Source organism: Bradyrhizobium diazoefficiens (assembly GCF_016612535.1).
GTDB classification, from domain to species: Bacteria; Pseudomonadota; Alphaproteobacteria; order Rhizobiales; family Xanthobacteraceae; genus Bradyrhizobium; species Bradyrhizobium diazoefficiens_C.
This window is the reverse complement of sequence record NZ_JAENXS010000001.1, coordinates 1718967-1739769: the sequence shown is the minus strand read 5'-3', so window position 1 is coordinate 1739769 and position 20803 is coordinate 1718967. Positions and strand designations below refer to the sequence as shown.

The following is a 20803-nucleotide window of genomic DNA, read 5'->3' as shown; positions in this document are numbered from 1 at the left end:
CATTCCGGCCTCTCCCCGCAAGCGGGGCGAGGCGAAGGAAGCCTCCACCCCTCGACGAACCCGCGCCCACGGCTTACCTGTGATGCCGTGCCGCCCCGCATTCTCAAAATATCGGCCGAGCCGGCCGCGCTGCTGCCCGACCGTTTCCAGCAATGGTTTTCGGCCCGCGGCTGGTCGCCGCGTGAGCATCAGCTCGCGCTGCTGGAGAAAGCGCGAGAAGACGCTAGCGCGCTGCTGATCGCGCCGACCGGCGCCGGCAAGACGCTGGCGGGATTTCTGCCGACGCTGGTGGAGCTGAGTTCTACTCCCTCGGCACCGGCGAAATCCGTCGTCTCCACCGGCCGCGCCGTCCAGCGCAGCGCCGGTCTCCACACACTCTACATCTCGCCGCTGAAGGCGCTGGCCGTCGACATTGCCCGCAATCTGGAACGGCCGATTGCCGAGATGAGCCTGCCGATTAAGGTCGAGACCCGCACCGGCGACACGCCGGTGTCGCGGCGCCAGCGGCAGCGGCGCTATCCGCCTGACATCCTGTTGACGACGCCCGAGCAGCTCGCGCTGCTGCTGTCCTCCGACGACGCGCCGTTCCTGTTCGCCTCGTTAAAGCGCATCGTGCTCGATGAGCTGCACGCGCTGGTGACGTCCAAGCGCGGCGATCTGCTATCGCTGGGGCTGGCGCGGCTGTGGCGGCTGGCACCGCAGATGCGCGTCATCGGTCTGTCGGCGACGGTCGCCGAGCCGGAATCGCTGGCCCGCTTCCTTGTGCCGCAGCCGAAGGACAACGCCGAATCGGCCGACATCGTCATCGCCGGCGGTGCCGCGCCGCCGCTGGTCGAGATGCTCGACACACGCGAGCGGTTGCCCTGGGCCGGCCACAGCGCGCGCCACGCGCTTCCCGAAATCTACGAGCTGATCAAGGCAAACAAGACCACGCTGGTCTTCGTCAACACCCGCAGCCAGGCCGAGATGCTGTTCCAGAATCTCTGGAGCATGAATGACGACAACCTTGCGATCGCCCTGCATCACGGCTCGCTCGACGTCGCGCAACGGCGCAAGGTCGAGGACGCCATGTCGGCGGGCAGACTGCGCGGCGTGGTCTGCACCTCCTCGCTCGACCTCGGCGTCGACTGGGGCGATGTCGATCTTGTCGTCAATATTGGCGCGCCCAAGGGCTCCTCGCGCTTGATGCAGCGCATTGGCCGCGCCAACCACCGTCTCGACGAGGCTTCCCGCGCCGTGCTGGTGCCGGCCAATCGCTTCGAGGTGCTGGAATGCCGCGTCGCCATCGACGCCATCGCCGAGAATGCACAGGACACGCCGCCACTGCGCACCGGCGCGCTCGACGTGCTGGCCCAGCACGTGCTTGGCTGCGCCTGTGGCGAGCCGTTTCTCTCGGATGAACTCTATGCCGAAGTGCGCACCGCCGCACCCTACGCGGATCTCTCGCGGCAGGATTTCGACGACGTCGTCGATTTCGTCGCCTCCGGCGGCTACGCGCTGAAGACCTATGAGCGCTTCGCCCGCATCAAGCAGGACAAGGAGGGACGCTGGCGCGTCGCCAATCCAAAGGTGCGGCAGAGTTATCGGATGAATGTCGGCACCATCGTCGAGGACGACATGCTGAAGGTGCGGCTGGTGCGCTCGCGCGGCGGCGGTGCCGGATCGACGGGCGTGATCGCGCGCGGCGGCAGGTTGCTCGGCGAGATCGAAGAGGCCTTCATCGAAGGCCTCTCGCCCGGCGATACCTTCGTGTTCAGCGGCGAGGTGGTGCGCTACGAGACCCTGGTCGAGGACCAGGTCTATGTCTCGCGCGCCAACGACAAGGACCCGAAGGTGCCGTCCTATATGGGCGGCAAGTTTCCGCTCTCGACCTATCTCGCCGAGCGGGTTCGGCGCCTGCTCGACGACGGGCACGCGTGGAAAGGATTGCCGGAGCAGGTGCGCGACTGGCTGTCACAGCAAAAGGACGTGTCGCGCGTGCCGGCCGTGCGTGAGCTGCTGGTGGAAAGTTTTCCACGCGCGAACAAGCATTATATCGTCTGCTATCCCTTTGAAGGCCGGCTCGCGCACCAGACGCTGGGCATGCTGCTTACGCGCCGGCTCGAGCGCGCCCGCGCCCGGCCGCTCGGCTTCGTCGCCAACGAATATGCGGTGGCGATCTGGGCGCTGGGCGACCTGTCCTTCATGATTAGAGATGGCCGGATCGACCTCGACGCGCTGTTCGATCCCGACATGCTCGGCGACGACCTCGAGGCGTGGCTCGCTGAATCCGCGCTGATGAAGCGCACGTTCCGCAATTGCGCGATCATCTCCGGCCTGATCGCGCGACGCCATACCGGCGAGGAGAAAAGCCGGCGCCAGGTGCTGTTCTCGACCGATCTGGTCTATGACGTCTTGCGCAAACACCAGGCCGATCATGTCCTCTTGCGCGCCGCCCGCGCCGATGCCGCCACCGGTCTGCTCGATCTGCGCCGCCTCAGCGATATGCTCGTCCGCATCCAGGGCCGCATCACCCACCGGGAACTCGACCACGTCTCCCCGCTCGCCGTCCCCGTGATGCTGGAAATCGGCCGCGAGTCAGTTTATGGCGAAGCTGGAGACGAGCTCTTGGCCGAAGCCGCCGAAGAGTTGGTCAAAGAGGCGATGTCGTAGAGAATTTTGCCAGTGAGGCGCGCTAATCCATCAACGCCGTCGTGCCCGGGCTTGACCCGGGCATCCACGTCTTTCCTGCCGCGACAAGAACGTGGATGGCCGGGCATAGGCGAGCGGAAGCGACGCCGTTCTTCGAACGGCTATGCCCGGCCATGACGGAGCAAGTGGCGCTATCGATCTCATCAACGCGCACACTGGATGTCGCCGGGGTGTCACTTCACGCCGATCTCTCCGGCGCGTTGTTCTGGGAAGAGCAGCGCCTGCTCGTCGTTTCTGATCTGCATCTGGAGAAGGGTTCCAGCTTCGCCACACGCGGCGTGCTGCTGCCGCCTTACGACACGCTGGCGACGCTCGGCCGGCTCGCTGCTGTCATCTCCCGCCATGACCCTCGAATGGTCATCGCGCTCGGCGACAGTTTTCATGACCGCTCCGCGCATGAGCGGCTTTCGGCGGATGATCGTGACGCGGTCGCAGCGCTCCAGACGGGGCGCGACTGGATCTGGATCTCAGGCAATCACGATCCGATGCTGCCGCGCGATCTCGGCGGCACCATTGCCGACGAAGTCGCAATTGGCCCAATCACCTTCCGTCACGAGCCGACCGGCGCGCATGGCGAGATCGCCGGCCATCTCCATCCCAAGGCCCGCGTCTCGACGCGCGGCCGCTCGATGGAGCGTCGCTGCTTTGCCAGTGACGGTGAGCGCGCCGTGATGCCGGCGTTTGGCGCTTATGCCGGCGGCCTCAGCATCCGCGACGCGGCGTTCGCAAAAATCTTTCCGAAGAACGGCTTTGTCGCCCACCTGCTCGGCGACCGCCGCGTGCACGCGATTGCCGCATCGCGGTGTTATTGAGGCGCACGCTTCGTAGGGTGGGTTAGCCCTGCGGCTGCGCGAAGCGCAGTCCGCTGGCGTAACCCACCACCTTCATTTCCGTAGCGACAGACAGTGGTGGGTTACGCCGAGCAGATGCGCTCCGCGCATCTGCAGGGCTAACCCACCCTACGCATCTCACAAGATCACGCCGCCTTCGCCTGCACGGTCTCGCAAAACTCCGCGAGCCGGTCCGCCAGCCGCAGCGTCGCGGACGTGGCGTTGGGCGCGGCCATCAGCGCCACTTCGGTGCGGTTGATCGGCGCAAAACCATCCTTGGCGGTCAGCACGCGATGGTCGGCCTGGATCGACATCTCCGACAGAATGCTCAGGCCCATGCCGGCGGCGACGGCGGCCTGGATGCCGGCAAGGCTCGATGACGAATAGGACATGTGCCAGGCGCGGCCGGCACTTTCCAGCGCGTGAATGGCGCCGGCGCGGTAGAGGCAGCCGAGCGGAAAGCCGATCAACGGCACCGACGGCACGGCGACGTCGATCGGATGGCTCTTGCTGGTGACCCAATGCACCCGCTCCGGCCACACCGCGATCGCGCCCTTCGCGCCGGCCTCGCGCTTGAACAGCGCAAGGTCGAGCTCGCCGCGTTCGAGGTCGCGGGACAGATTCTTGCTCTGGTCGGCGCGCACATCGAGCCGCAAGCCCGGATGCGAGCGCGAGAACGCGCCCAGCAGCTTTGCCAGCCGATACGCCGCGAAATCCTCGGGGATGCCGAGCCGGATCGCGCCTTCGCCCTCGTCGCGCAGCACGTCGCGTGCTTCCTCCGCGAGCGTGAGCAGCCGCCGTGCATAGGAAAGCAGCCGCTCGCCGGCCTCGGTCGGGCGGACGTCCTTGCCGTCACGGTGCAACAGCACCTGGCCGACATCCTCCTCCAACCGCTTGATTTGCTGGCTGACGGTCGATTGGGTGCGGTGGACGCGCTCGCCGGCGCGGGTGAAGCCGCCGGCCTCGACGACCGAGACGAAGCTGCGCAGAAGCTCCAGATCGAGCACGGACGCCTCCATTTATAAATCCACTGATTGTGAGTTAATCATTTAATTTCCAAATAGCAACCCGCGTCCCTAGATCGAGGGCTCAGGAGAATGCCTACATGTCCCTTGCCCCCTCGATGTCCGTCCCCCGCAGCCGCTTCAATACCCTGCCGCTTGCTATCGGCGTGTTCTGCCTGCTCTGGAGCTACGCCTTCGTCGCCGGCAAGATCGGCGTCACCCATTGTCCGCCGCTGATCCTGCTCGCCGCGCGCTTCTCGCTCGCCGGCATCTTGATCCTCGGTGCAACGCTGGTCCGCGGTGATGACTGGTCGCTGTCCTGGCGCGACGCTGCGATCTTCGCGGTGCTAGGCGTTGCCAACAACGCACTTTATCTCGGGCTCGGTTACACCGGTCTGCAATCAGTGTCCGCCGGTCTCGGCGGCCTGATCGTCTCGGCCAACCCGGTATTCACGGCGGCGCTCGCCGCGCTGTTGCTCGGCGAAGGCATGACCTGGCGCAAGGCCAGCGGGTTGTTGCTCGGCATCATCGGCGTGATAGCGATCGTCTGGCATCGCCTGTCGATCGGCACCGACTCGTTTCACGGCATCATGTTCACGCTGGCCTCGCTCGCCTCCATCGTCGCCGGCACCATCCTGTTCAAGCTGCTGGCGCCAAAGGGAAGCCTGTGGATCGGTAATGGCGTGCAGAATCTCGCCGCCGGCATCGTGCTGACGCCGGTCGCGCTGACCTTCGCGGACGTTCATTTGATCGACGTCACGCCAGGCTTGATCGGCGCCTTCGCCTTCCTCGTGCTCGGCGGCTCGATCCTGGCTTACTGGCTCTGGTTTCATCTCCTGAAAGTGTGTGGCGCCACCGCCGCCAGTGCCTATCATTTCCTGATGCCGCCGCTCGGCATGCTGTTCGCGTATCTCGTGCTCGGCGAGCACGTCGAGGCGCGTGACCTGCTCGGGATCATTCCGGTGGCGGTCGGCATTTACCTGGTGACGCGCCCCGCCAAGTCTCCTCTTGAAAGGCCCGTCGCGTAAGAGGAGTTCCTCATGCCTGTTTCCATCACCCTGATCGGCGGGCCCACTGCGCTGATCGAGATCGACGGCTTTCGCCTGCTCACCGATCCCACCTTCGACGCGCCCGGTGCTTACGAATTACCGCATGTGAAGCTGGAAAAGACCATCGGTCCCGCAATGAAGGCCGAAGCGATCGGCCCGATCGACGCCGTGCTGCTCAGCCACGACCAGCACTCGGACAATCTCGACAAGTCCGGCCGCGACTATCTGCTTAATGCGCCGCGCGCGCTGACGACGGAGGCCGGCGCGAGACGTCTCGGTGGTCATGTCGAGGGCCTCGCGCCCTGGGCGACTGCGCATCTGAAGGACGACGACGACAACACGCTGACGATCACCGCGACGCCCGCGCGCCACGGCCCGGCCGGCATCGAGCCGTTGTCGGGCGACGTCATCGGCTTCGTGGTGCAGTCGAGCCGAAAGGACACGCGCGCGGTTTACATCAGCGGCGATACCACCTGGTTCGACGGCGTCGCCGAGGTCGCGCGCCGCTTCAAATGCGGCGTGGTGCTGCCGTTCGCCGGCGCTGCGCAGACCCGCGGGCCGTTCCATCTCACCATGGACACCAACGACACCATAGAGACCGCGCGCGCCTTCCCCGATGCGATGATCGTTCCCGTGCACACCGAAGGCTGGGCGCATTTCCGCCAGAACAGCGAGGACCTGCGCAAGACGTTCGACGTGCTCGGCTTCGGCACGCGGCTGCGGCTGCTGGAGCCCGGCGTGCCGACGGTAGTCGAGGCGCCCTAGCTATCACCACCGCCGTCATTGCGAGCGCAGCGAAGCAACCAGCCTGTCTCCGCGGAGACTCTGGATTGCTTCGCTGCGCTCGCAATGACGAGTGGAGATACCTTGGTGCTTGAGATGCCTTAATGCGCGGCCGACGCCGACTTCTTCGCAGCGACCGGCTTCGGCGCCGGCTTGGTGCTCGCCTGCGGCGCGGTGTCCCAGCCGCCGGCAGGCGCATGGACACTGACGGCGTCGTCGGGCTGCGGCTCGGCGCTAAAAGTCTGGATCGCGAGCTTGGCGGCGGCGAGCGATTGCGGATCGAGGCGCTTGGCGACGTCGTCGCGCTTGGTCGACGAATCTCCGTCCCCTTGGGCGGCAGCCAGGCTGAACCATTTGTAGGATTCGGCGAGGTTCTGTTCGACGCCGATGCCGCGGGCGTAGAGGATGCCGAGGTTGAACTGGCTGTCGGCGACGCCGCGATCGGCGGCCTTGCGGAACCATTGCGCCGCGCTCTTGTAGTTGGCGCCGCGTCCGCCGCCGTCGGCGTCGAGCACCGCGAGATTGTGCATCGCCTTGGCGTTGCCGCGCTCAGCCGCCTGCGTGTAGTAGCGGCGGGCGATGTCGACGTCCTTCTTCACCCCTAAGCCCTTTTCGTAGAGCGTGCCGAGGCGGAAGGTCGCCGGCACCACGCCGGCCTGCGCCGCGCGGTCGTACCATTTAGCGGCTTCGTCGTAGTTCGCGGCCACGCCCTTGCCTTCGGCAAAGCGCACGCCGATCTCGTAGGCCGCGGTCGCATCGCCCTTCATCGCGGCGGTGCGCAGGCCCGGACCGCCGATGCCGTCAGGCAGCTTCTCGCTCGGCGGCACCTGCACCGTGCCGAGCCGTGCGCGGCTCATGCCCGACAGCGCGCCGGTGATATCGCTGTTCGCCGCGGGCGGGGTTGGCGCTGCGGCGGGAGCGGGCGGAATTTCGACCGAAGCCGTGTTGCCGGAAGTCGTCACAGGCGCCCGCGCGGCATTGTTCAGGGACTGCTTGCCGATCGGCGTCGGCGAGGTCATCGATGGCGTGACCTGCTCGGGCGCGGCGGGCTTGCTCTCGACCGGCGGCGCCTGCGGTGTGGGCTGGCTCGACGTGTTCTCCATCGCCTGCGGCGCCGGCTGTGTGCTGCCGCCTTCGAGCAGGTTCATCGCCATCTTGAAGGTGCCGAGCACGATCACGACCACGCTCGCGCCGACCAGCAGCGAGCGGATTTTCGAGGTGATGGTCGAGCCACCTTCCTGACCCGCGGCTTGTCCTTTTGCTTGACCCTTGTCCTTGGTGCGGGCCGTGATCGCGGCCTTGACGCCACGGGCGGGCTTTTCCGGCGGCTGTGCGGCGGCAGCTTGCGCGGCGCGGCGCGCGGCCGCGATGAAGCTCGACGACGACACCGGCTCCTTCGGCGCGGCGGGGATTTCGCTGATCGCGCTCTCGGACGCGGCAATGCGCTCGAACGGCGTAGCGGGGCGGCCGTTCGGGCGGGTGCCGGGCTCGAGCGGATGATCCGGCGGCAGTTCGGGCGCGATCGCGGCGCGCGCGGGCGCCGTGTGCGGCTCCAGGATCTCGCTGATCGCGCGCGGCGGCAAAAGTGGTGTGGCTTGCGCTGGCGGCGGGGCGGCCGGCGCTGCGGCATGGAATTCACGCGGCGCGGCGACGAAGCTGGAGTGCGCCGGCTGTTGCGAAGCGGCCGGATTCGGCAGCTCGGGCTTCGGATCGTAGTTCGGCTGCGGCGGCCGTTGCTCGCGCGCCATCGGCGGCGGCTCGACCATCGGCATCGGCGCAGCCGTCGGGGCAGGGGCCGGCGGCGCCGTGCGCACCGCGCGCAGATCGCCCTCGATCATCGAGAGGCGATCGACGACGTGGCCGAGCGTGTTGTGCACGGCCTCCAGCGAATCCTGCGTGCTGCGGTTGGTCTCGGACTGGCTGAAGCGGATGTCTGAGAGTTCGCGCTTGACCAGATCGACCATGCCGGAATCGGGCGGCGGCGCCGAGCTGCGGCTCTCGGCGAGCGCGGAATAGGTCGCTTGTTGCCGTTCGAGGTGCCGCAAGATGTCGTGCAGCCCGTCCTCGACACGGGTGAAGTTTCCGCCGCGCGAATCGGAGGCGGCTTCGATGCGCTCCAGCAGATAGGAGACCCGCTGCTCGAGATGCGCGAAGGTCGAGGCCGAGTCGTTGCCGACCTGCATGCGGTCGAAACGGTCCGACAGCGCGCGGATGGCGCCTTCCAGGTGTTCGGTGCTCTCGGCCGGTTGTGGCCGCTCGCGCGTTTCCAGCGCAGACGTCAGCGCGGCGATGCGCTGCTCCAGCACCGCAAAGCTGTCGCTGTGGCTGGGAGCGCGGGTGACCTGGTCGACCTTGGACGACAGCAGCTGCACGTCCTCGGACAGGCGTGCCAGCGCTTCGTTGGAGGCGACGTTCGAGACGATGCCGCGCAGCGCCGAGATCGCGCCTTCGAGCTGGCGCACCGTCGAGGGATCGTCGTTGGCGCGCAGGATCAGATCGAGCTTGGCGCCGAGATTGCGGATCGCTTCGTCATAGCCGGTGAGCTGTTCGGCCGGCGTCAGCGTGCGCAGCACCTGCTTGATATCGGACAGCGCGTTCTCGATGCCAGACAGAACCTGGCCGTCGGTGCCGGACGAGCGGGTCTCGTCGATACGACGGTGCAGCGAGCGGATCTCGTTCTCGATCGATTCGATCGCGCGGCGCGGCATCGCCTCGGTGATGGCGTTGCGGATCTCGGCGAGCTCGGCGCGGAAGCCGTTGATCGCCTGCTCGGTATTGTCAGGACGCTGCAGCGATTCGATCTGGCTGGTGATCTTGAGCAGATGGCGTTCGAGCGACGAGAAATCCGGCCCCGGCTGCGGTGGCGGCGGAGCATAGGCAGGCGTGGGCGGCGCCATCGGCGGCAACGGCGTCGGTGTATAGGTTGCCGCGGGCGCAATCGGCGGCGCGGCGCGCGGCGGCATCTGCCGCGGTGCGAATCCGTCGAGCTCGCTCTGCCGTGCAGTGATCTCGGCGACGGCGACATCGAACGACGCGGGGCTCAGCGGTGGTGAGCTGCGATAGACTTGGGCTGCCGCGCGCTCGACCGCATCGGCCTGGCGTTGGCGCGCTACGACCGGTGCCGGCCGCGGCGCCTGAGGCTGCTGCGGTGCTTGAGGTTGCTGCGGCTGCTGGGGCCGCGCGATCTGCGAGAGCCGGGCATCGAGCCGCGAGATCGCGTCGTTGAGCTGGCGGGCGACGCCCTGCTCGCGCGACACGTCTCTTTCGCGAGAAGAGTCCCGGCGCGGTGCGGCGGGCTTTGAAATGCGTTCGATCTGCTGGGTGATCGCGTCGAGCCGCTGATGGATGTCGGCGACTTCGCGGCTTTCCTGACTCGGTCCCTGGTCGGGTCCTTGGCTCGGCATCTGCTGAGCGCGCGGATCGGGACGCTGGTCCTGACGCTGCTCGTAAGGGCCGCGAAAGTTTGGCGGGGCAGTCTCGCCGAGCGTGGAGTTCAGCCAATCATTGAGCGACATGCCGGCGCGACGCGCAGCAGCTTCGGCCCGCTCCCTCACGGATGGATCGATGCCGTCAACACTCCACGATACGCGCGAATTCATGACTCTGTCCGGTTCCGACTCCGGCGCCCCACCCGGCGCCTCCAGTCTCCCCACGCGTGCCGGTTGCAAGACAATCGAATTCGGCGCGGGTCGTCTGCCTCGAAAACCGACTTTTGTCCGTTACGGTAAATAACGGGTTAAGGAACGCGTCGCGGGTGTCTTAAAGTTGGGCGGCGGGAACCGATGTCATGCCCCGCGGAGGCGGGCATCCAGTACTCTGAGGCCGCGCGGTTAGAATCGAGTCGCCGCGGCGTACTGGATCGCCCGCCTGCCGTCCGACAGCTCTTAACGAACAGGTGGATGCAAACGGGTGTCCAAGGCAAATGGATCCTGGGATCTCAGTTTGTAGGAGCCGGAGGCGTTGGAATCGATGAAAATCAGGTTCCAGCTCGCGGTCGAAACCACACTCGGAATCACAACGAACCTGTGTTTTGCCAGCAATTCGTCCCCGAACGCCTGCTGGCCGGCACTCGGTATCCCCGGCCTCAGCCAATTGGGGTTTGGAACCGTAGAGGGCTCGACCACAAAGACGCCGTCCGGATCGATGGTTGCCGCCGTGATCACATGAGGCACGGTGTCCAGCGCGCGAAATCCCTTATGGACGGCGACCTCCAGAATCGCCGTAGCGGGATCGATCGCACAGTACACGGCCCGAACGCCTCGGCTATTCCAACGGCCGCCGACCAAAAACGCCCCCTCGCCACTGTCCCAAGTGGCCGCGTATTTGGATTGATCGAGACGCCAGGCCACCAGCTCGGAGCCTCCGAGCGGTGCAGGAAGCGGCGTCACGCGTAAACGCCATACTCAAGCCGTGCGAGAAAATCCTCGACGAGCTCGACGCCGGCAGGGGTCGCCAGCAGATCGATCGGCTTGCGTTGATCGAGACCGATGGCCGGACGTTCCAGCCATTGTTCGGCCTCTTGCTTCGATCCGAAAATCGAAGTCGCCTTCGCCAATATCTCTGCGAGCTTCCACGCGCGGCCACTCTGCTCGGAGCTGAGCTGACGAATATCTTCGGCCGTATGCCGCTGATAGGTTCGGTGGCTCATTCCGATCGCCCTGGCGAACGAATCGTCCCAGCGGAGAAAAGCGAAATTCGCGACCAAATACAGCAGTGCCTTGGATGGAAGGCCGTTCACGAGAATTTCGTGAGCCTCCAATGGGCTCCGAGGCATCTTTCGGAAGGTGGAGGTCCCTCCGAGAAGTCGAGCGACCGCCGCTAGCCGGGCAACGTCAGGAGATTGAGCTCGTTCGTCCATCGGCGTAGTCCTCGCCACTTGTCGTATACAGTATGACAAGTGTCGTATGGACTTTCAAGTGGCGACGTATGGGCTCGACAGCGCGGATGCTCAGCTTTTTCCCTCCCGCTTGCCGTCCTCCAGCGGCACCACCGTGCTCTTGCCGCTCATCGCTGACAGCGCTTCCAGCGCCTCCTCGCAGAAATCGGCCACCATCTGCTCGTGCCGGGCGCCGAGGCGAAGCAGCAGCAGATTGCCGAGGTCGAGCACGCCGGACGCCGCTCCTTCGGGAAAACGCTTTTTCAGGATCCGCTCATAGTTCTCGTGCCGGTCGCGGTGATGCTCCAGGCGGTCCATCAAATCGGTGCGGATCGGCTCGATGTCGATGCTGTCGAGGGCATGCAGCCGCACCAGCAGGTCGTCCTTGATCGAGGGCGGCGTGCTCGGCCGCGCGGCCCAGTGCCGCAGCGCTGTTCGACCTTCCGGAGTGAGCGTATAGATGAGTTTGTTGGGTTTGCCGGACTGCACGACCTCGCGGCCCTGGATGTAGCCGCGGTCGCGCAGCTTGGAGAGCTCGCGGTAGATCTGCTGGTGGTCGGCCTTCCAGAAGAAGCCGACCGAGGAGTCGAACGTCTTGGCGAGCTCGTAGCCCGTCATCGGACGTTCCGTCAGGCATGCGAGGATCGCGTCGCCCAGTGCCATGTGACCTGCCTCCCTGTGACCTTGACCAACCAGCTTGACTTTATGCGTATCGACGCATATGCGTCAATGTGCATATGAGGTGGGCCCGAGACCCGCCAGAATCGGCCTCCTGCGCTACTGTGCATGGGGTTGTTTTCGAGTTTTTTGCCAAGGCCTTTCAAGGGAGGCCTTTCAAGGGAGGCATCCGACATGAGCGGCCTCGATTCCTGGTACGGCTACATGAAGTCCCATGATGCGAAAGCGCTCTGGGACCTGCTGCATCCCGACACCGTGTTCGAAAGCCCGGTCGTGCACTCGCCGCAGCGTGGCCGCGACATCACCTTCAAATATCTGGCGAGCGCCGAGAAGGTGCTGGGCGGTCCCGGCTTCACCTATGTGGGTGAATGGAAGAACGCCAATGGCGCCGTGCTCGAATTCAAGACCATGATCGACGGCATCGAGATCAACGGCGTCGACATCATCACTTTCGATACCGAGGGACGCATCACCCATTTCAAGGTGATGGTGCGTCCGCTCAAGGCCATCAACATGCTGCACCGCCTGATGGCGGAGCAGTTGGCCGCCGCCCAATCGTAGACAATTCCACCACTTCAAGACTTGCCGGGAGACCACCATGCCGATCTATAAAGCCCCCGTCGAAGACGTGAACTTCCTGCTCAACGACGTCTTCCAGATCGACCGCTACGACAATCTCGCCGGCTTCTCCGATGCGTCAAGCGACGTGCGCGAGGCGATCCTCGGCGAAGCCGCCAAGCTCGCCGAAGAGGTGCTGCAGCCGCTCAATCGCGTCGGCGATCTCGAAGGCTGCAAGCGTACTGAGGACGGCAGCGTCACCACGCCGAAGGGGTTCAAGGACGCGTTCAAGCAGGTCGCCGAAGGCGGCTGGCTTGGTCTCTCTGCTCCGACCGAGTTCGGCGGCCAGGGCCTGCCGGTGACGCTCTCGCAAGCCGTCAACGAATTCCAGATCTCCGCCAACATGGCGTTCTCGATGTATGGCGGCCTCACCATGGGCGCGACCGCCGCGCTCATCGTGCACGGCTCGCCCGAGCAGAAAAAGACCTACGTGCCGAAGATGGTGGCGGGCGAGTGGACCGGCACCATGAACCTCACCGAGCCGCAATGCGGCACCGACCTCGGCATGCTCCGCACCAAGGCGGTGCGCCAGGCCGACGGCTCCTTCAAGATCACAGGCACCAAGATCTTCATCTCGGCCGGCGAGCACGACCTCGCCCCCAACATCATCCATCTCGTGCTCGCCCGCATCGAGGGCGCGCCGGCCGGCATCAAGGGCGTGTCGCTGTTCGTGGTGCCGAAATTCCTGGTCAATGCCGACGGTTCGGTCGGCGCCCGCAACGGCGTCGTCTGCGGCTCGATCGAGCACAAGATGGGCATCCACGGCAATTCCACCTGCGTGATGAACTACGACGGCGCCACCGGCTGGCTGATAGGCGAAGAGAACAAGGGCATGCAGGGCATGTTCGTGATGATGAACGAGGCCCGCCTCGGCGTCGCCGTGCAGGGCCTCGCGCAGTCCGAGGTCGCCTATCAAAACGCAGTCGCCTATGCCCGCGAGCGCATCCAGGGCCGTTCGCTCACCGGCGCGAAAGCGCCCGATAAGCCGGCTGATCCGATCATCGTGCATCCCGACGTGCGCCGCACGCTGCTCTCGATCCGCGCCTTCAACGAAGCCGCGCGCGCCTTCGTGATGTGGACCGCGCTGAAGAGCGACGTCGCCCATCGCTCCGAGGATCCCAAGGACCGCCAGGCCGCCGACGACCACATGGGCCTGATGACGCCGGTGCTGAAGGGCTTCCTCACCGATTACGGCTTCGCCAACGCCGTGCAGGCGCAGCAGATGTATGGTGGCCACGGCTACATCGCCGAGCAGGGCATGGAGCAGTTCGTGCGCGATGCGCGTATTGCGATGATCTATGAAGGCGCCAACGGCATCCAGGCGCTCGACCTCGTCGGCCGCAAGCTGCCGCGCGACGGCGGCCGCGCCATCATGGCCTTCTTCGGCGAGGTCATGGCCTTTGCCAAGGAGAACGGTGGCGACGAGGCGATGAAGCCCTTCATCACCCCGCTCTCGGCGTCGCTCGGCCATCTCCAGCAGGCCACGACGTGGCTGATGCAGAACGCGATGGCGAAGCCGGACAATGCGGGAGCAGCCGCAACCGACTACCTGCATCTCTTCGGCTTCGTCGCGCTCGGCTACATGTGGGCGAAGATGGCGAAGGTCACGCAGGCGAAGATTGCCGAGAGCGGAGCGACGCCCTATCTCTCGACCAAGCTCGTCACGGGTCGTTTCTTCATGGAGCGGATGTTGCCGGAGACCGCGGCCAATCTCGCCCGCGTCCAGACCGGCTGCGCCACCATCATGGAATTGCCGGCGGAAGCGTTCTGAGGATTTTCGCGTCACCAATCATCGCGATCGCGTCGCGGTCGTCACCAATCGCTGTAATCAGGAGGCTCCCATGACAGATGCCTATATCTACGATCACGTCCGCACCCCCCGCGGCCGCGGCAAGGCCGACGGCGCGCTGCACGAGGTCACCGCGCTCGCACTTGCGGCCGTGCCGTTGAAGGCGCTGAAGGACCGCAACAATTTGCCGGAAGATTCGGTCGATGACGTCATTCTCGGCGTGGTCGATCCCGTCGGCGAAGCGGGCTCCGACATTGCGCGCTTTGCCGCGCTCAAGGCGGGTCTCGGCGAAGCCGTGCCCGGCGTGCAGATCAGTCGTTTCTGTGCTTCCGGTCTCGATGCCGTGAATTTTGCCGCGGCTCAAGTGATGAGCGGCCAGCATGAGCTCGTGATCGGCGGTGGCGCCGAATCCATGAGCCGCGTCGGCATCGGCGCGTCCGGCGGCGCCTGGCCGATGGACCCCTCGATGGCGGTGCCCTCCTATTTCATGCCGCAGGGCGTCTCGGCCGATCTGATCGCCACCAAATACGGCTTTTCGCGTGACGATGTCGATGCCTACGCCGTGCAGAGCCAGCAGCGCGCGGCGAAGTCTTGGGACGAAGGCCGCTTCAACAAATCGGTGGTGCCGGTGAAGGACATCAACGGCCTCACCATCCTCGCCAAGGACGAGCACATGCGTCCCTCGACGACGATGCAGTCGCTGGCGCAGCTCCAGCCGTCGTTCACGATGATGGCGCAGATGGGCGGCTTCGACGGCGTCGCAGTGCAGTCGCATCCGGAGATCGAGCGCGTCAATTACGTGCACCATGCCGGCAACTCGTCGGGCATCGTCGATGGTGCCGGCGCCGTGCTGCTCGGCAGCAAGGAGGCCGCCAGCAAATACGGCTTGAAGCCGCGCGCAAAAATCCGCGCGTTTGCGAACATCGGCTCCGAGCCGGCGATGATGCTGACCGGCCCGGTCGACGTCACCGAAAAGCTGTTCGCGCGCTCCGGCATGAAGAAGTCGGATATCGATTTGTTCGAGCTCAACGAGGCTTTCGCCTCCGTCGTGCTGCGCTACATCCAGGCCTTCGACATCGACAACGCCAAGATCAATGTCAATGGCGGCGCGATCGCACTCGGCCATCCGCTCGGCGCCACCGGCGCGATGATTTTGGGCACCGTGCTCGACGAGCTCGAGCGCACCGACAAGTCCACCGCCCTGGTGACGCTCTGTATCGGCGGCGGCATGGGTACCGCGACGATTATCGAGCGGGTGTAACGAGCTGCCGTAGGGTGGGTTAGCCCTGCGGATGCGCGAAGCGCAGTTCGCTCGGCGTAACCCACCTCTTCTGTTTCCGCGGAGAAAGACAGCGGCGGGTTAAGCCTTCGGCTAACCCACCCTACGAAATCCCCATCAACCGCCGCGCCTGACATCGGCTGCCGGCACCGAGGAGCAACCAACATGGCTTACAAGAATTTCAAGGTTGAGACCGATTCCGACGGCATCGCGCTCGTCACCTGGGACATCCCGGGACGTTCGATGAACGTGCTCGACGAGACCTCGACCAGCGAGCTCGACGCGATCGTCAAGGAAACCACGGCCGACGCCGCGGTGAAGGGCGTCGTCATCACGTCGGCGAAGGAAGCGTTCTGCGCCGGCGCCGATTTGTCCATGCTCGAGGGCATGAACCAGGCCTACGCCAAGGAGCTCAAGGAGAAGGGCGAGACCGCCGCGAACCAGATGCTGTTCGACCAGGCCCGCCGCTTCTCGCAGGTGCTGCGTTCGATCGAGACCTCCGGCAAGCCCTGGGCGGCCGCCATCAACGGTCTTGCGCTCGGCGGCGGTTTCGAGATCACGCTGTGCTGTCACTACCGCGTGGCGGCGGAGAATCCCAAGACGCGCCTCGGCCTGCCCGAGGTCAAGGTCGGCTTGTTCCCCGGCGCCGGCGGCACGCAGCGCGTGCCGCGGCTGGTGCCGCCGCAGGACGCGATGACCATCTTGCTCAAGGGCGATCCAGTCACCGTCGAAAAGGCCAAGGCGTTGAACCTCATTCACGCCATCGTGCCCGCCGCTGATCTCGTCAAGGCCGCAAAAGACTGGATCAAGGGTGGCGGCAAGGCCGTCGCGCCCTGGGACGAGAAGGGTTTCAAGCTGCCCGGCGGCCCGGTGTTCTCCAAGGCCGGCATGATGATGTTCCCGGCCGGCAACGCGATCTATCGCCGCGAGACCTACGACAACTATCCGGCCGCGCGCGCGATCATGAGCTGCGTCTATGAGGGCCTGCTGTTGCCGATCGACGCGGCGCTTCGCGTGGAATCGCGCTACTTCACCTCGGTGCTTCGTTCGAAAGAAGCGGCAGCGATGATCCGCAGCCTGTTCCTGTCGATGCAGGAGCTCAACAAGGGTGCACGACGTCCGAAGGACATTGCCCCGACCAAGGTGAAGAAGATCGCCGTGATCGGCGCCGGCTTCATGGGCGCGAGCGTCGGCTACGTCTCGGCCCGCGCCGGCCTCGACGTCGTCCTGATCGATCGCGACCAGGAGAGCGCCGACAAGGGCAAGGCGCATGCGCAGAAGGTGATCGAAGACCAGATCAAGAAGGGCCGCGCCAAGCCGACCGATGCCGAAGCGCTGCTCGCGCGCATTACGCCGACCGCGGACTATGCGGCCCTGAAGGACGTCGACCTCGTCATCGAGGCCGTGTTCGAGGACCGCAAGGTCAAGGCTGATACCTTTGCCAAGGCGCAGGAGCATATGAAGCCCGACGTGGTCTTTGCGTCCAACACCTCGACGCTACCGATCGCCTCTCTGGCCGAGAGCTTCAAGGATCAGGGCAAGTTTGTCGGCATCCACTTCTTCTCGCCGGTGGAGAAGATGATGCTGGTCGAGATCATCAAGGGCAAGAACACCGGCGATCTCGCGCTGGCGACCGCGCTCGACTATGTCCGCCAGATCGGCAAGACGCCGATCGTGGTGAACGACTCCCGCGGCTTCTTCGCCAATCGCTGCGTCGGCCGTTACGTCGCCGAAGGCAACGAAATGTTTCTGGAAGGCGTGCCGCCGGCGATGATCGAGAACTGCGCCAAGATGGCCGGCATGCCGGTCGGCCCGCTCTCGCTGTCCGACGAGGTCGCGCTCGACCTCGGCCTCAAGATCATGAAGGCGACGGAAACCGACCTCGGCCCCAACGCCATCAACTCCGATCAGAAGAAGCTGATGGTGGAGATGGTCGAGACGCAGGGCCGTCTCGGCCGCAAGAACAGCAAGGGCTTCTATGACTATCCCGAGAAGGGCAAGGGTCAGAAGAGCCTGTGGCCGGGCCTCTCGGCGCTGCAGCCGAAGCAGCTCGATCCCGACACGCTCGATGTCGAGGAGCTGAAGCAGCGCTTCCTGGTGGTGCAGGCGGTGGAAGCTGCGCGCACGGTCGAGGACCACGTCATCACCGATCCGCGCGAGGCCGATGTCGGCTCGATCCTCGGCTTCGGCTTCGCGCCGTTCACCGGCGGCACGCTGTCCTATATCGACTTCATGGGCACCAAGACCTTCGTCGAGCTCTGCCACAAGCTGGAAGCCAAGTACGGCTCGCGCTTCACGCCGCCGAAGCTGCTGGAGGAGATGGCCGCCAAAGGGGAAACCTTCTACGGCCGCTTCGCGCCGAAGAAGGCGGCCGCGTAAGGCCTCATTCGACGCGTCTCACGCAGTTGTGACAACAAGAAAGGCCGGATCAATCGATCCGGCCTTTCGCAGTTTCATCGAGCTTCGTCTCAGGCGGCTTGTGCGAGCCCTTCCTTTTTCAAAGCTTCCTGCACCTTCGGCCGTGCCGCGACCCGGGTCTTGTAGGCGATGAGATGGGGCATCGCCGAGAGGTCGAACTTCATCCGGTCGCCCCAGGTCAGCATCGTGAAGAGATAGCCGTCGGCGACCGAGAACTGCTTGCCCATGAGGTAGTCGCGGCCGGCGAGCTGGCTATCGATATATTTCAGCTTGCCCATGACGCGATCCTTGAAAAATGCCTTGGCCTCATCGTTCAGGGCCGGCGCGAACAACGGTCCGAAGCTCTTGTGCACCTCCGAGGTGAGGAAGTTCAGCCATTCGAGCAGCTTGTACCGCTCGGAACTGCCGTGGGCCGGCGCCAACGCCTTGGCGGCGGCCTGGTCGGCGATCATCTGGACAATGACCGGGCCTTCGGTCACGATCTCACCGCTGTCGAGGCCCAGCGCCGGGACCTGACCCTTCGGATTCACCTTCAGATAGTCGTCACCATTCTCGAGCTTCTTGGCCCGGAGATCGACCTTGACCAGCTCATAGGGCAGGTCGGCCTCCAGGAGTGCGATATGCGGGGATAGCGAGCAGGCGCCGGGCGAGTAATACAGTTTCATGGAATTTCCTCCTCTTTTGACTTGGCCGGGGTGAAACTACGCCTACATGCACTTGCATGAAATAGTCAAGATTGATGCAGGTGCATCGAATGAGGTAAGAAGCGGGCGATGAGTTTGAGCGGGACCATGAAACGTAAACCATCGACCGAGGCAACCAGTGCCTGGATCCGCCTGATGCGGGTGCAGAGCCGTGTGCTCGACTGCGTCGAGCAGGACCTGAAGAAGGCCGGTTTCCCGCCGCTGGCCTGGTATGACGCGCTGCTCGAATTGTCGCGCGCGCCCTCCGGCGAGCTGCGGCCGGTGGAGCTCGAACGGCAAATGCTGATCCCGCAATACTCGACCTCGCGGCTGATCGATCGTCTGGTCGACGAGGGGCTCGCCTCCCGGCGCGAATGCAAGATCGACAAGCGCGGTCAGTTCGTCGAGATCACGGAGGCCGGCCGCGAGTTGCAGAAGCGGATGTGGGGCGCCTACTCGGCTGCAATCGAGAAATATGTCGGCTCGAAACTGTCCGATGCCGATGCCGTCAAGCTCAGCGGTCTGCTCGACCGGCTGGGTTGCTCGTGCGGTGAGATGAAACTGCCGCCCGTCGTCAACGTCAACGAAAGCTCGCCGTCGCGATGATCTCGCGGCAAACCAGCACGTCCGCGCGCCCGGTGGGTTCGCGGACCATCCCCGTCACCCGCGCGCATTCGATCGAAGCGCTTTTGAGTAGAGTTTGATATGGCGCGAGACCAGATCGACATGACGCCGCTGCAATCGCGTGACGAGCTCGTCGCGTGGTTCGAGGCCGGCTGCAAGGACCCGTCCGAATTCCGCATGGGCACCGAGCACGAGAAGACGCCGTTCACGCTCGAGGGCCACCGTCCGGTGCCCTACGAAGGCGCACGCGGCATCGGCGCGTTGCTCGAGGGCATGAAGCTCCTGCTCGGCTGGGAGCCAATCATGGAGAAGGGCAACATCATCGGCCTCTATGACGTCACGGGTGGCGGCGCGATTTCGCTCGAGCCCGGCGGACAGTTCGAGCTCTCCGGTGCGCCGGTCGAGAACGTGCACCAGACCCAAAGCGAGCTGATGGCGCACTTAGCTCAGGTGCGCGAGATCGCGACCCCGCTCGGCATCGGCTTCCTTGGCCTCGGCATGACGCCGTCCTGGTCGCGCGCCGACATCCCGATAATGCCCAAGGGCCGCTACAAGATCATGACCAATTACATGCCGAAGGTCGGTCAATACGGCCTCGACATGATGTACCGGACCTGCACCGTGCAGACCAATCTCGACTTCTCCTCGGAAGCCGACATGGTCAAGAAGCTGCGCGTCTCGCTGGCGCTGCAGCCGGTCGCGACCGCGTTGTTCGCCAACTCGCCGTTCACCGAAGGCAAGCCGAACGGCTTCCTGTCCTTCCGCTCCGAGATCTGGCGCGACACGGATAACGCGCGCGCGGGCATGATGCCGTGGGCGTTCGAGGACGGCATGGGCTTCGAGCGCTATGTCGACTATGCGCTCGACGTGCCCATGTATTTCGTCAAGCGCGGCGACGATTACATCGATGTGTCGGGCTCCTCGTTCCGCGCCTTCTTCGATGGCCGCAACAACAATCTGCCCGGCGAGCGCCCCACTCTGTCGGACTGGGCTAACCATCTCTCGACGATCTTCCCGGAGGTGCGGCTCAAGCGTTATCTCGAGATGCGCGGCTCCGACGGCGGCCCGTGGGGACGGCTGCCGGCGCTCTCGGCATTCTGGGCCGGACTGCTCTATGACGATGTGTCGCTCGACGCCGCCTGGGACATGGTGAAGCACTGGACCGCGCCTGAGCGCCAGGCCCTGCGCGACGACGTGCCGCGCTTCGGCTTCAAGGCGCGGATCAAGGACCGCTATCTCTTTGAGATCGCCAAGGAGTGCCTCGTTCTGGCACATGCGGGCCTGCGTCGCCGCGGTCGCATCGACGCGATCGGCCGCGACGAAACGCGGCATCTGGAGCCGCTTGATCGCATCATCGATTCCGGCCGGACGCCGGCCGAGGAGATGCTCGAGAAGTTCAACGGCGGCTGGAACGGCTCGGTGGAACCAGCCTACAGGGACTACGCGTTCTAGTTCATTGGACCACGATCAGGATTTAGGCC

Annotated in this window: 16 protein-coding genes; 10 read left to right on the top strand and 6 right to left on the bottom strand. The window is 65.0% G+C overall.

Going from position 1 to position 20803, the window contains the following annotated elements; all coding sequences use genetic code 11:
• Positions 1–87: 87 nt before the first annotated feature.
• Both JJE66_RS08190 and pdeM read left to right on the top strand, forming a co-directional pair.
• Positions 88–2652, top strand: a complete 2565-nt coding sequence (locus tag JJE66_RS08190; RefSeq protein WP_200513719.1) for a ligase-associated DNA damage response DEXH box helicase — start codon at positions 88–90, stop codon at positions 2650–2652.
• 152 nt (positions 2653–2804) lie between these two features.
• Entirely contained in the window at positions 2805–3503 is a 699-nt protein-coding gene (gene pdeM, locus JJE66_RS08185) for a ligase-associated DNA damage response endonuclease PdeM (RefSeq protein ID WP_200513718.1), read from the top strand.
• A gap of 164 nt (positions 3504–3667) precedes the next feature.
• Here the strand turns inward: pdeM and JJE66_RS08180 are convergent, their stop codons facing one another.
• Positions 3668–4528, bottom strand: a complete 861-nt coding sequence (locus JJE66_RS08180) for a LysR family transcriptional regulator (protein WP_200515303.1) — start codon at positions 4526–4528, stop codon at positions 3668–3670.
• A gap of 98 nt (positions 4529–4626) precedes the next feature.
• Here JJE66_RS08180 and JJE66_RS08175 point away from each other — a divergent pair, with 98 nt between their 5' ends.
• Together JJE66_RS08175 and JJE66_RS08170 are read left to right on the top strand one after the other, a co-directional pair.
• Positions 4627–5553: a DMT family transporter gene (locus JJE66_RS08175; RefSeq protein WP_200513716.1), complete on the top strand. Its 927-nt coding sequence runs from the start codon at positions 4627–4629 to the stop codon at positions 5551–5553.
• A gap of 12 nt (positions 5554–5565) precedes the next feature.
• The gene (locus JJE66_RS08170) at positions 5566–6339 is read left to right on the top strand and encodes an MBL fold metallo-hydrolase (RefSeq protein ID WP_200513715.1); all 774 of its coding nucleotides are present in this window, start codon (positions 5566–5568) and stop codon (positions 6337–6339) included.
• Positions 6340–6458: 119 nt separating this feature from the next.
• Here the strand turns inward: JJE66_RS08170 and JJE66_RS08165 are convergent, their stop codons facing one another.
• The 4 genes from JJE66_RS08165 to JJE66_RS08150 all read right to left on the bottom strand — a co-directional run bounded on the left by JJE66_RS08165 (position 6459) and on the right by JJE66_RS08150 (position 11896).
• On the bottom strand, positions 6459–9956 hold the full coding sequence (locus JJE66_RS08165) for a tetratricopeptide repeat protein (RefSeq protein ID WP_200513714.1): 3498 nt from the start codon (positions 9954–9956) through the stop codon (positions 6459–6461).
• 285 nt (positions 9957–10241) lie between these two features.
• Positions 10242–10745 carry an RES domain-containing protein gene (locus JJE66_RS08160; RefSeq protein ID WP_200513713.1) on the bottom strand — a complete coding sequence of 168 codons (504 nt, stop codon included), beginning with the start codon at positions 10743–10745 and terminating at the stop codon, positions 10242–10244.
• Entirely contained in the window at positions 10742–11215 is a 474-nt protein-coding gene (locus JJE66_RS08155; RefSeq protein ID WP_200513712.1) for an antitoxin Xre/MbcA/ParS toxin-binding domain-containing protein, read from the bottom strand. Before JJE66_RS08155 ends, JJE66_RS08160 begins: the two co-directional genes overlap by 4 nt.
• Positions 11216–11305: 90 nt before the next feature.
• Positions 11306–11896, bottom strand: coding sequence for a PadR family transcriptional regulator (locus JJE66_RS08150; protein ID WP_200513711.1), 591 nt, complete (start codon positions 11894–11896; stop codon positions 11306–11308).
• Positions 11897–12085: 189 nt separating this feature from the next.
• Here JJE66_RS08150 and JJE66_RS08145 point away from each other — a divergent pair, with 189 nt between their 5' ends.
• From JJE66_RS08145 to JJE66_RS08130, 4 genes are all read left to right on the top strand, one after another.
• A complete protein-coding gene (locus JJE66_RS08145) occupies positions 12086–12472 on the top strand; it encodes a nuclear transport factor 2 family protein (protein WP_200513710.1) in 387 nt (128 codons plus the stop codon).
• A gap of 37 nt (positions 12473–12509) precedes the next feature.
• Positions 12510–14300 (top strand): acyl-CoA dehydrogenase C-terminal domain-containing protein, encoded by a 1791-nt coding sequence (locus tag JJE66_RS08140; RefSeq protein WP_200513709.1) that lies wholly within the window; start codon positions 12510–12512, stop codon positions 14298–14300.
• Between the two features lie 70 nt (positions 14301–14370).
• Positions 14371–15579, top strand: coding sequence for an acetyl-CoA C-acetyltransferase (locus JJE66_RS08135; protein ID WP_200513708.1), 1209 nt, complete (start codon positions 14371–14373; stop codon positions 15577–15579).
• Between the two features lie 183 nt (positions 15580–15762).
• Positions 15763–17976 (top strand): FAD-dependent oxidoreductase, encoded by a 2214-nt coding sequence (locus tag JJE66_RS08130; protein ID WP_200513707.1) that lies wholly within the window; start codon positions 15763–15765, stop codon positions 17974–17976.
• A gap of 89 nt (positions 17977–18065) precedes the next feature.
• On the opposite strand, the gene gstA is transcribed toward JJE66_RS08130, so the two are convergent.
• Positions 18066–18680: a glutathione transferase GstA gene (gstA, locus tag JJE66_RS08125; RefSeq protein WP_200513706.1), complete on the bottom strand. Its 615-nt coding sequence runs from the start codon at positions 18678–18680 to the stop codon at positions 18066–18068.
• Between the two features lie 126 nt (positions 18681–18806).
• Between gstA and JJE66_RS08120 the strand changes: the two genes are divergently transcribed.
• Together JJE66_RS08120 and JJE66_RS08115 are read left to right on the top strand one after the other, a co-directional pair.
• Positions 18807–19304 (top strand): MarR family winged helix-turn-helix transcriptional regulator, encoded by a 498-nt coding sequence (locus tag JJE66_RS08120; protein ID WP_128968787.1) that lies wholly within the window; start codon positions 18807–18809, stop codon positions 19302–19304.
• A 99-nt stretch (positions 19305–19403) separates the two neighbouring features.
• Positions 19404–20774: a glutamate--cysteine ligase gene (locus tag JJE66_RS08115; RefSeq protein ID WP_200513705.1), complete on the top strand. Its 1371-nt coding sequence runs from the start codon at positions 19404–19406 to the stop codon at positions 20772–20774.
• Positions 20775–20803 lie beyond the last annotated feature (29 nt).

Excerpts from the sequence above, each read along its gene's own strand:
- pdeM (WP_200513718.1), top strand. The coding sequence starts at position 2,805 with ATGACGGAGCAAGTGGCGCTATCGATCTCATCAACGCGCACACTGGAT.
- JJE66_RS08175 (WP_200513716.1), top strand. The coding sequence starts at position 4,627 with ATGTCCCTTGCCCCCTCGATGTCCGTCCCCCGCAGCCGCTTCAATACC.
- JJE66_RS08170 (WP_200513715.1), top strand. The coding sequence starts at position 5,566 with ATGCCTGTTTCCATCACCCTGATCGGCGGGCCCACTGCGCTGATCGAG.
- JJE66_RS08165 (WP_200513714.1), bottom strand. The coding sequence starts at position 9,956 with ATGAATTCGCGCGTATCGTGGAGTGTTGACGGCATCGATCCATCCGTG.
- JJE66_RS08155 (WP_200513712.1), bottom strand. The coding sequence starts at position 11,215 with ATGGACGAACGAGCTCAATCTCCTGACGTTGCCCGGCTAGCGGCGGTC.
- JJE66_RS08150 (WP_200513711.1), bottom strand. The coding sequence starts at position 11,896 with ATGGCACTGGGCGACGCGATCCTCGCATGCCTGACGGAACGTCCGATG.
- JJE66_RS08145 (WP_200513710.1), top strand. The coding sequence starts at position 12,086 with ATGAGCGGCCTCGATTCCTGGTACGGCTACATGAAGTCCCATGATGCG.
- JJE66_RS08140 (WP_200513709.1), top strand. The coding sequence starts at position 12,510 with ATGCCGATCTATAAAGCCCCCGTCGAAGACGTGAACTTCCTGCTCAAC.
- JJE66_RS08135 (WP_200513708.1), top strand. The coding sequence starts at position 14,371 with ATGACAGATGCCTATATCTACGATCACGTCCGCACCCCCCGCGGCCGC.
- JJE66_RS08130 (WP_200513707.1), top strand. The coding sequence starts at position 15,763 with ATGGCTTACAAGAATTTCAAGGTTGAGACCGATTCCGACGGCATCGCG.
- gstA (WP_200513706.1), bottom strand. The coding sequence starts at position 18,680 with ATGAAACTGTATTACTCGCCCGGCGCCTGCTCGCTATCCCCGCATATC.
- JJE66_RS08120 (WP_128968787.1), top strand. The coding sequence starts at position 18,807 with ATGAAACGTAAACCATCGACCGAGGCAACCAGTGCCTGGATCCGCCTG.
- JJE66_RS08115 (WP_200513705.1), top strand. The coding sequence starts at position 19,404 with ATGGCGCGAGACCAGATCGACATGACGCCGCTGCAATCGCGTGACGAG.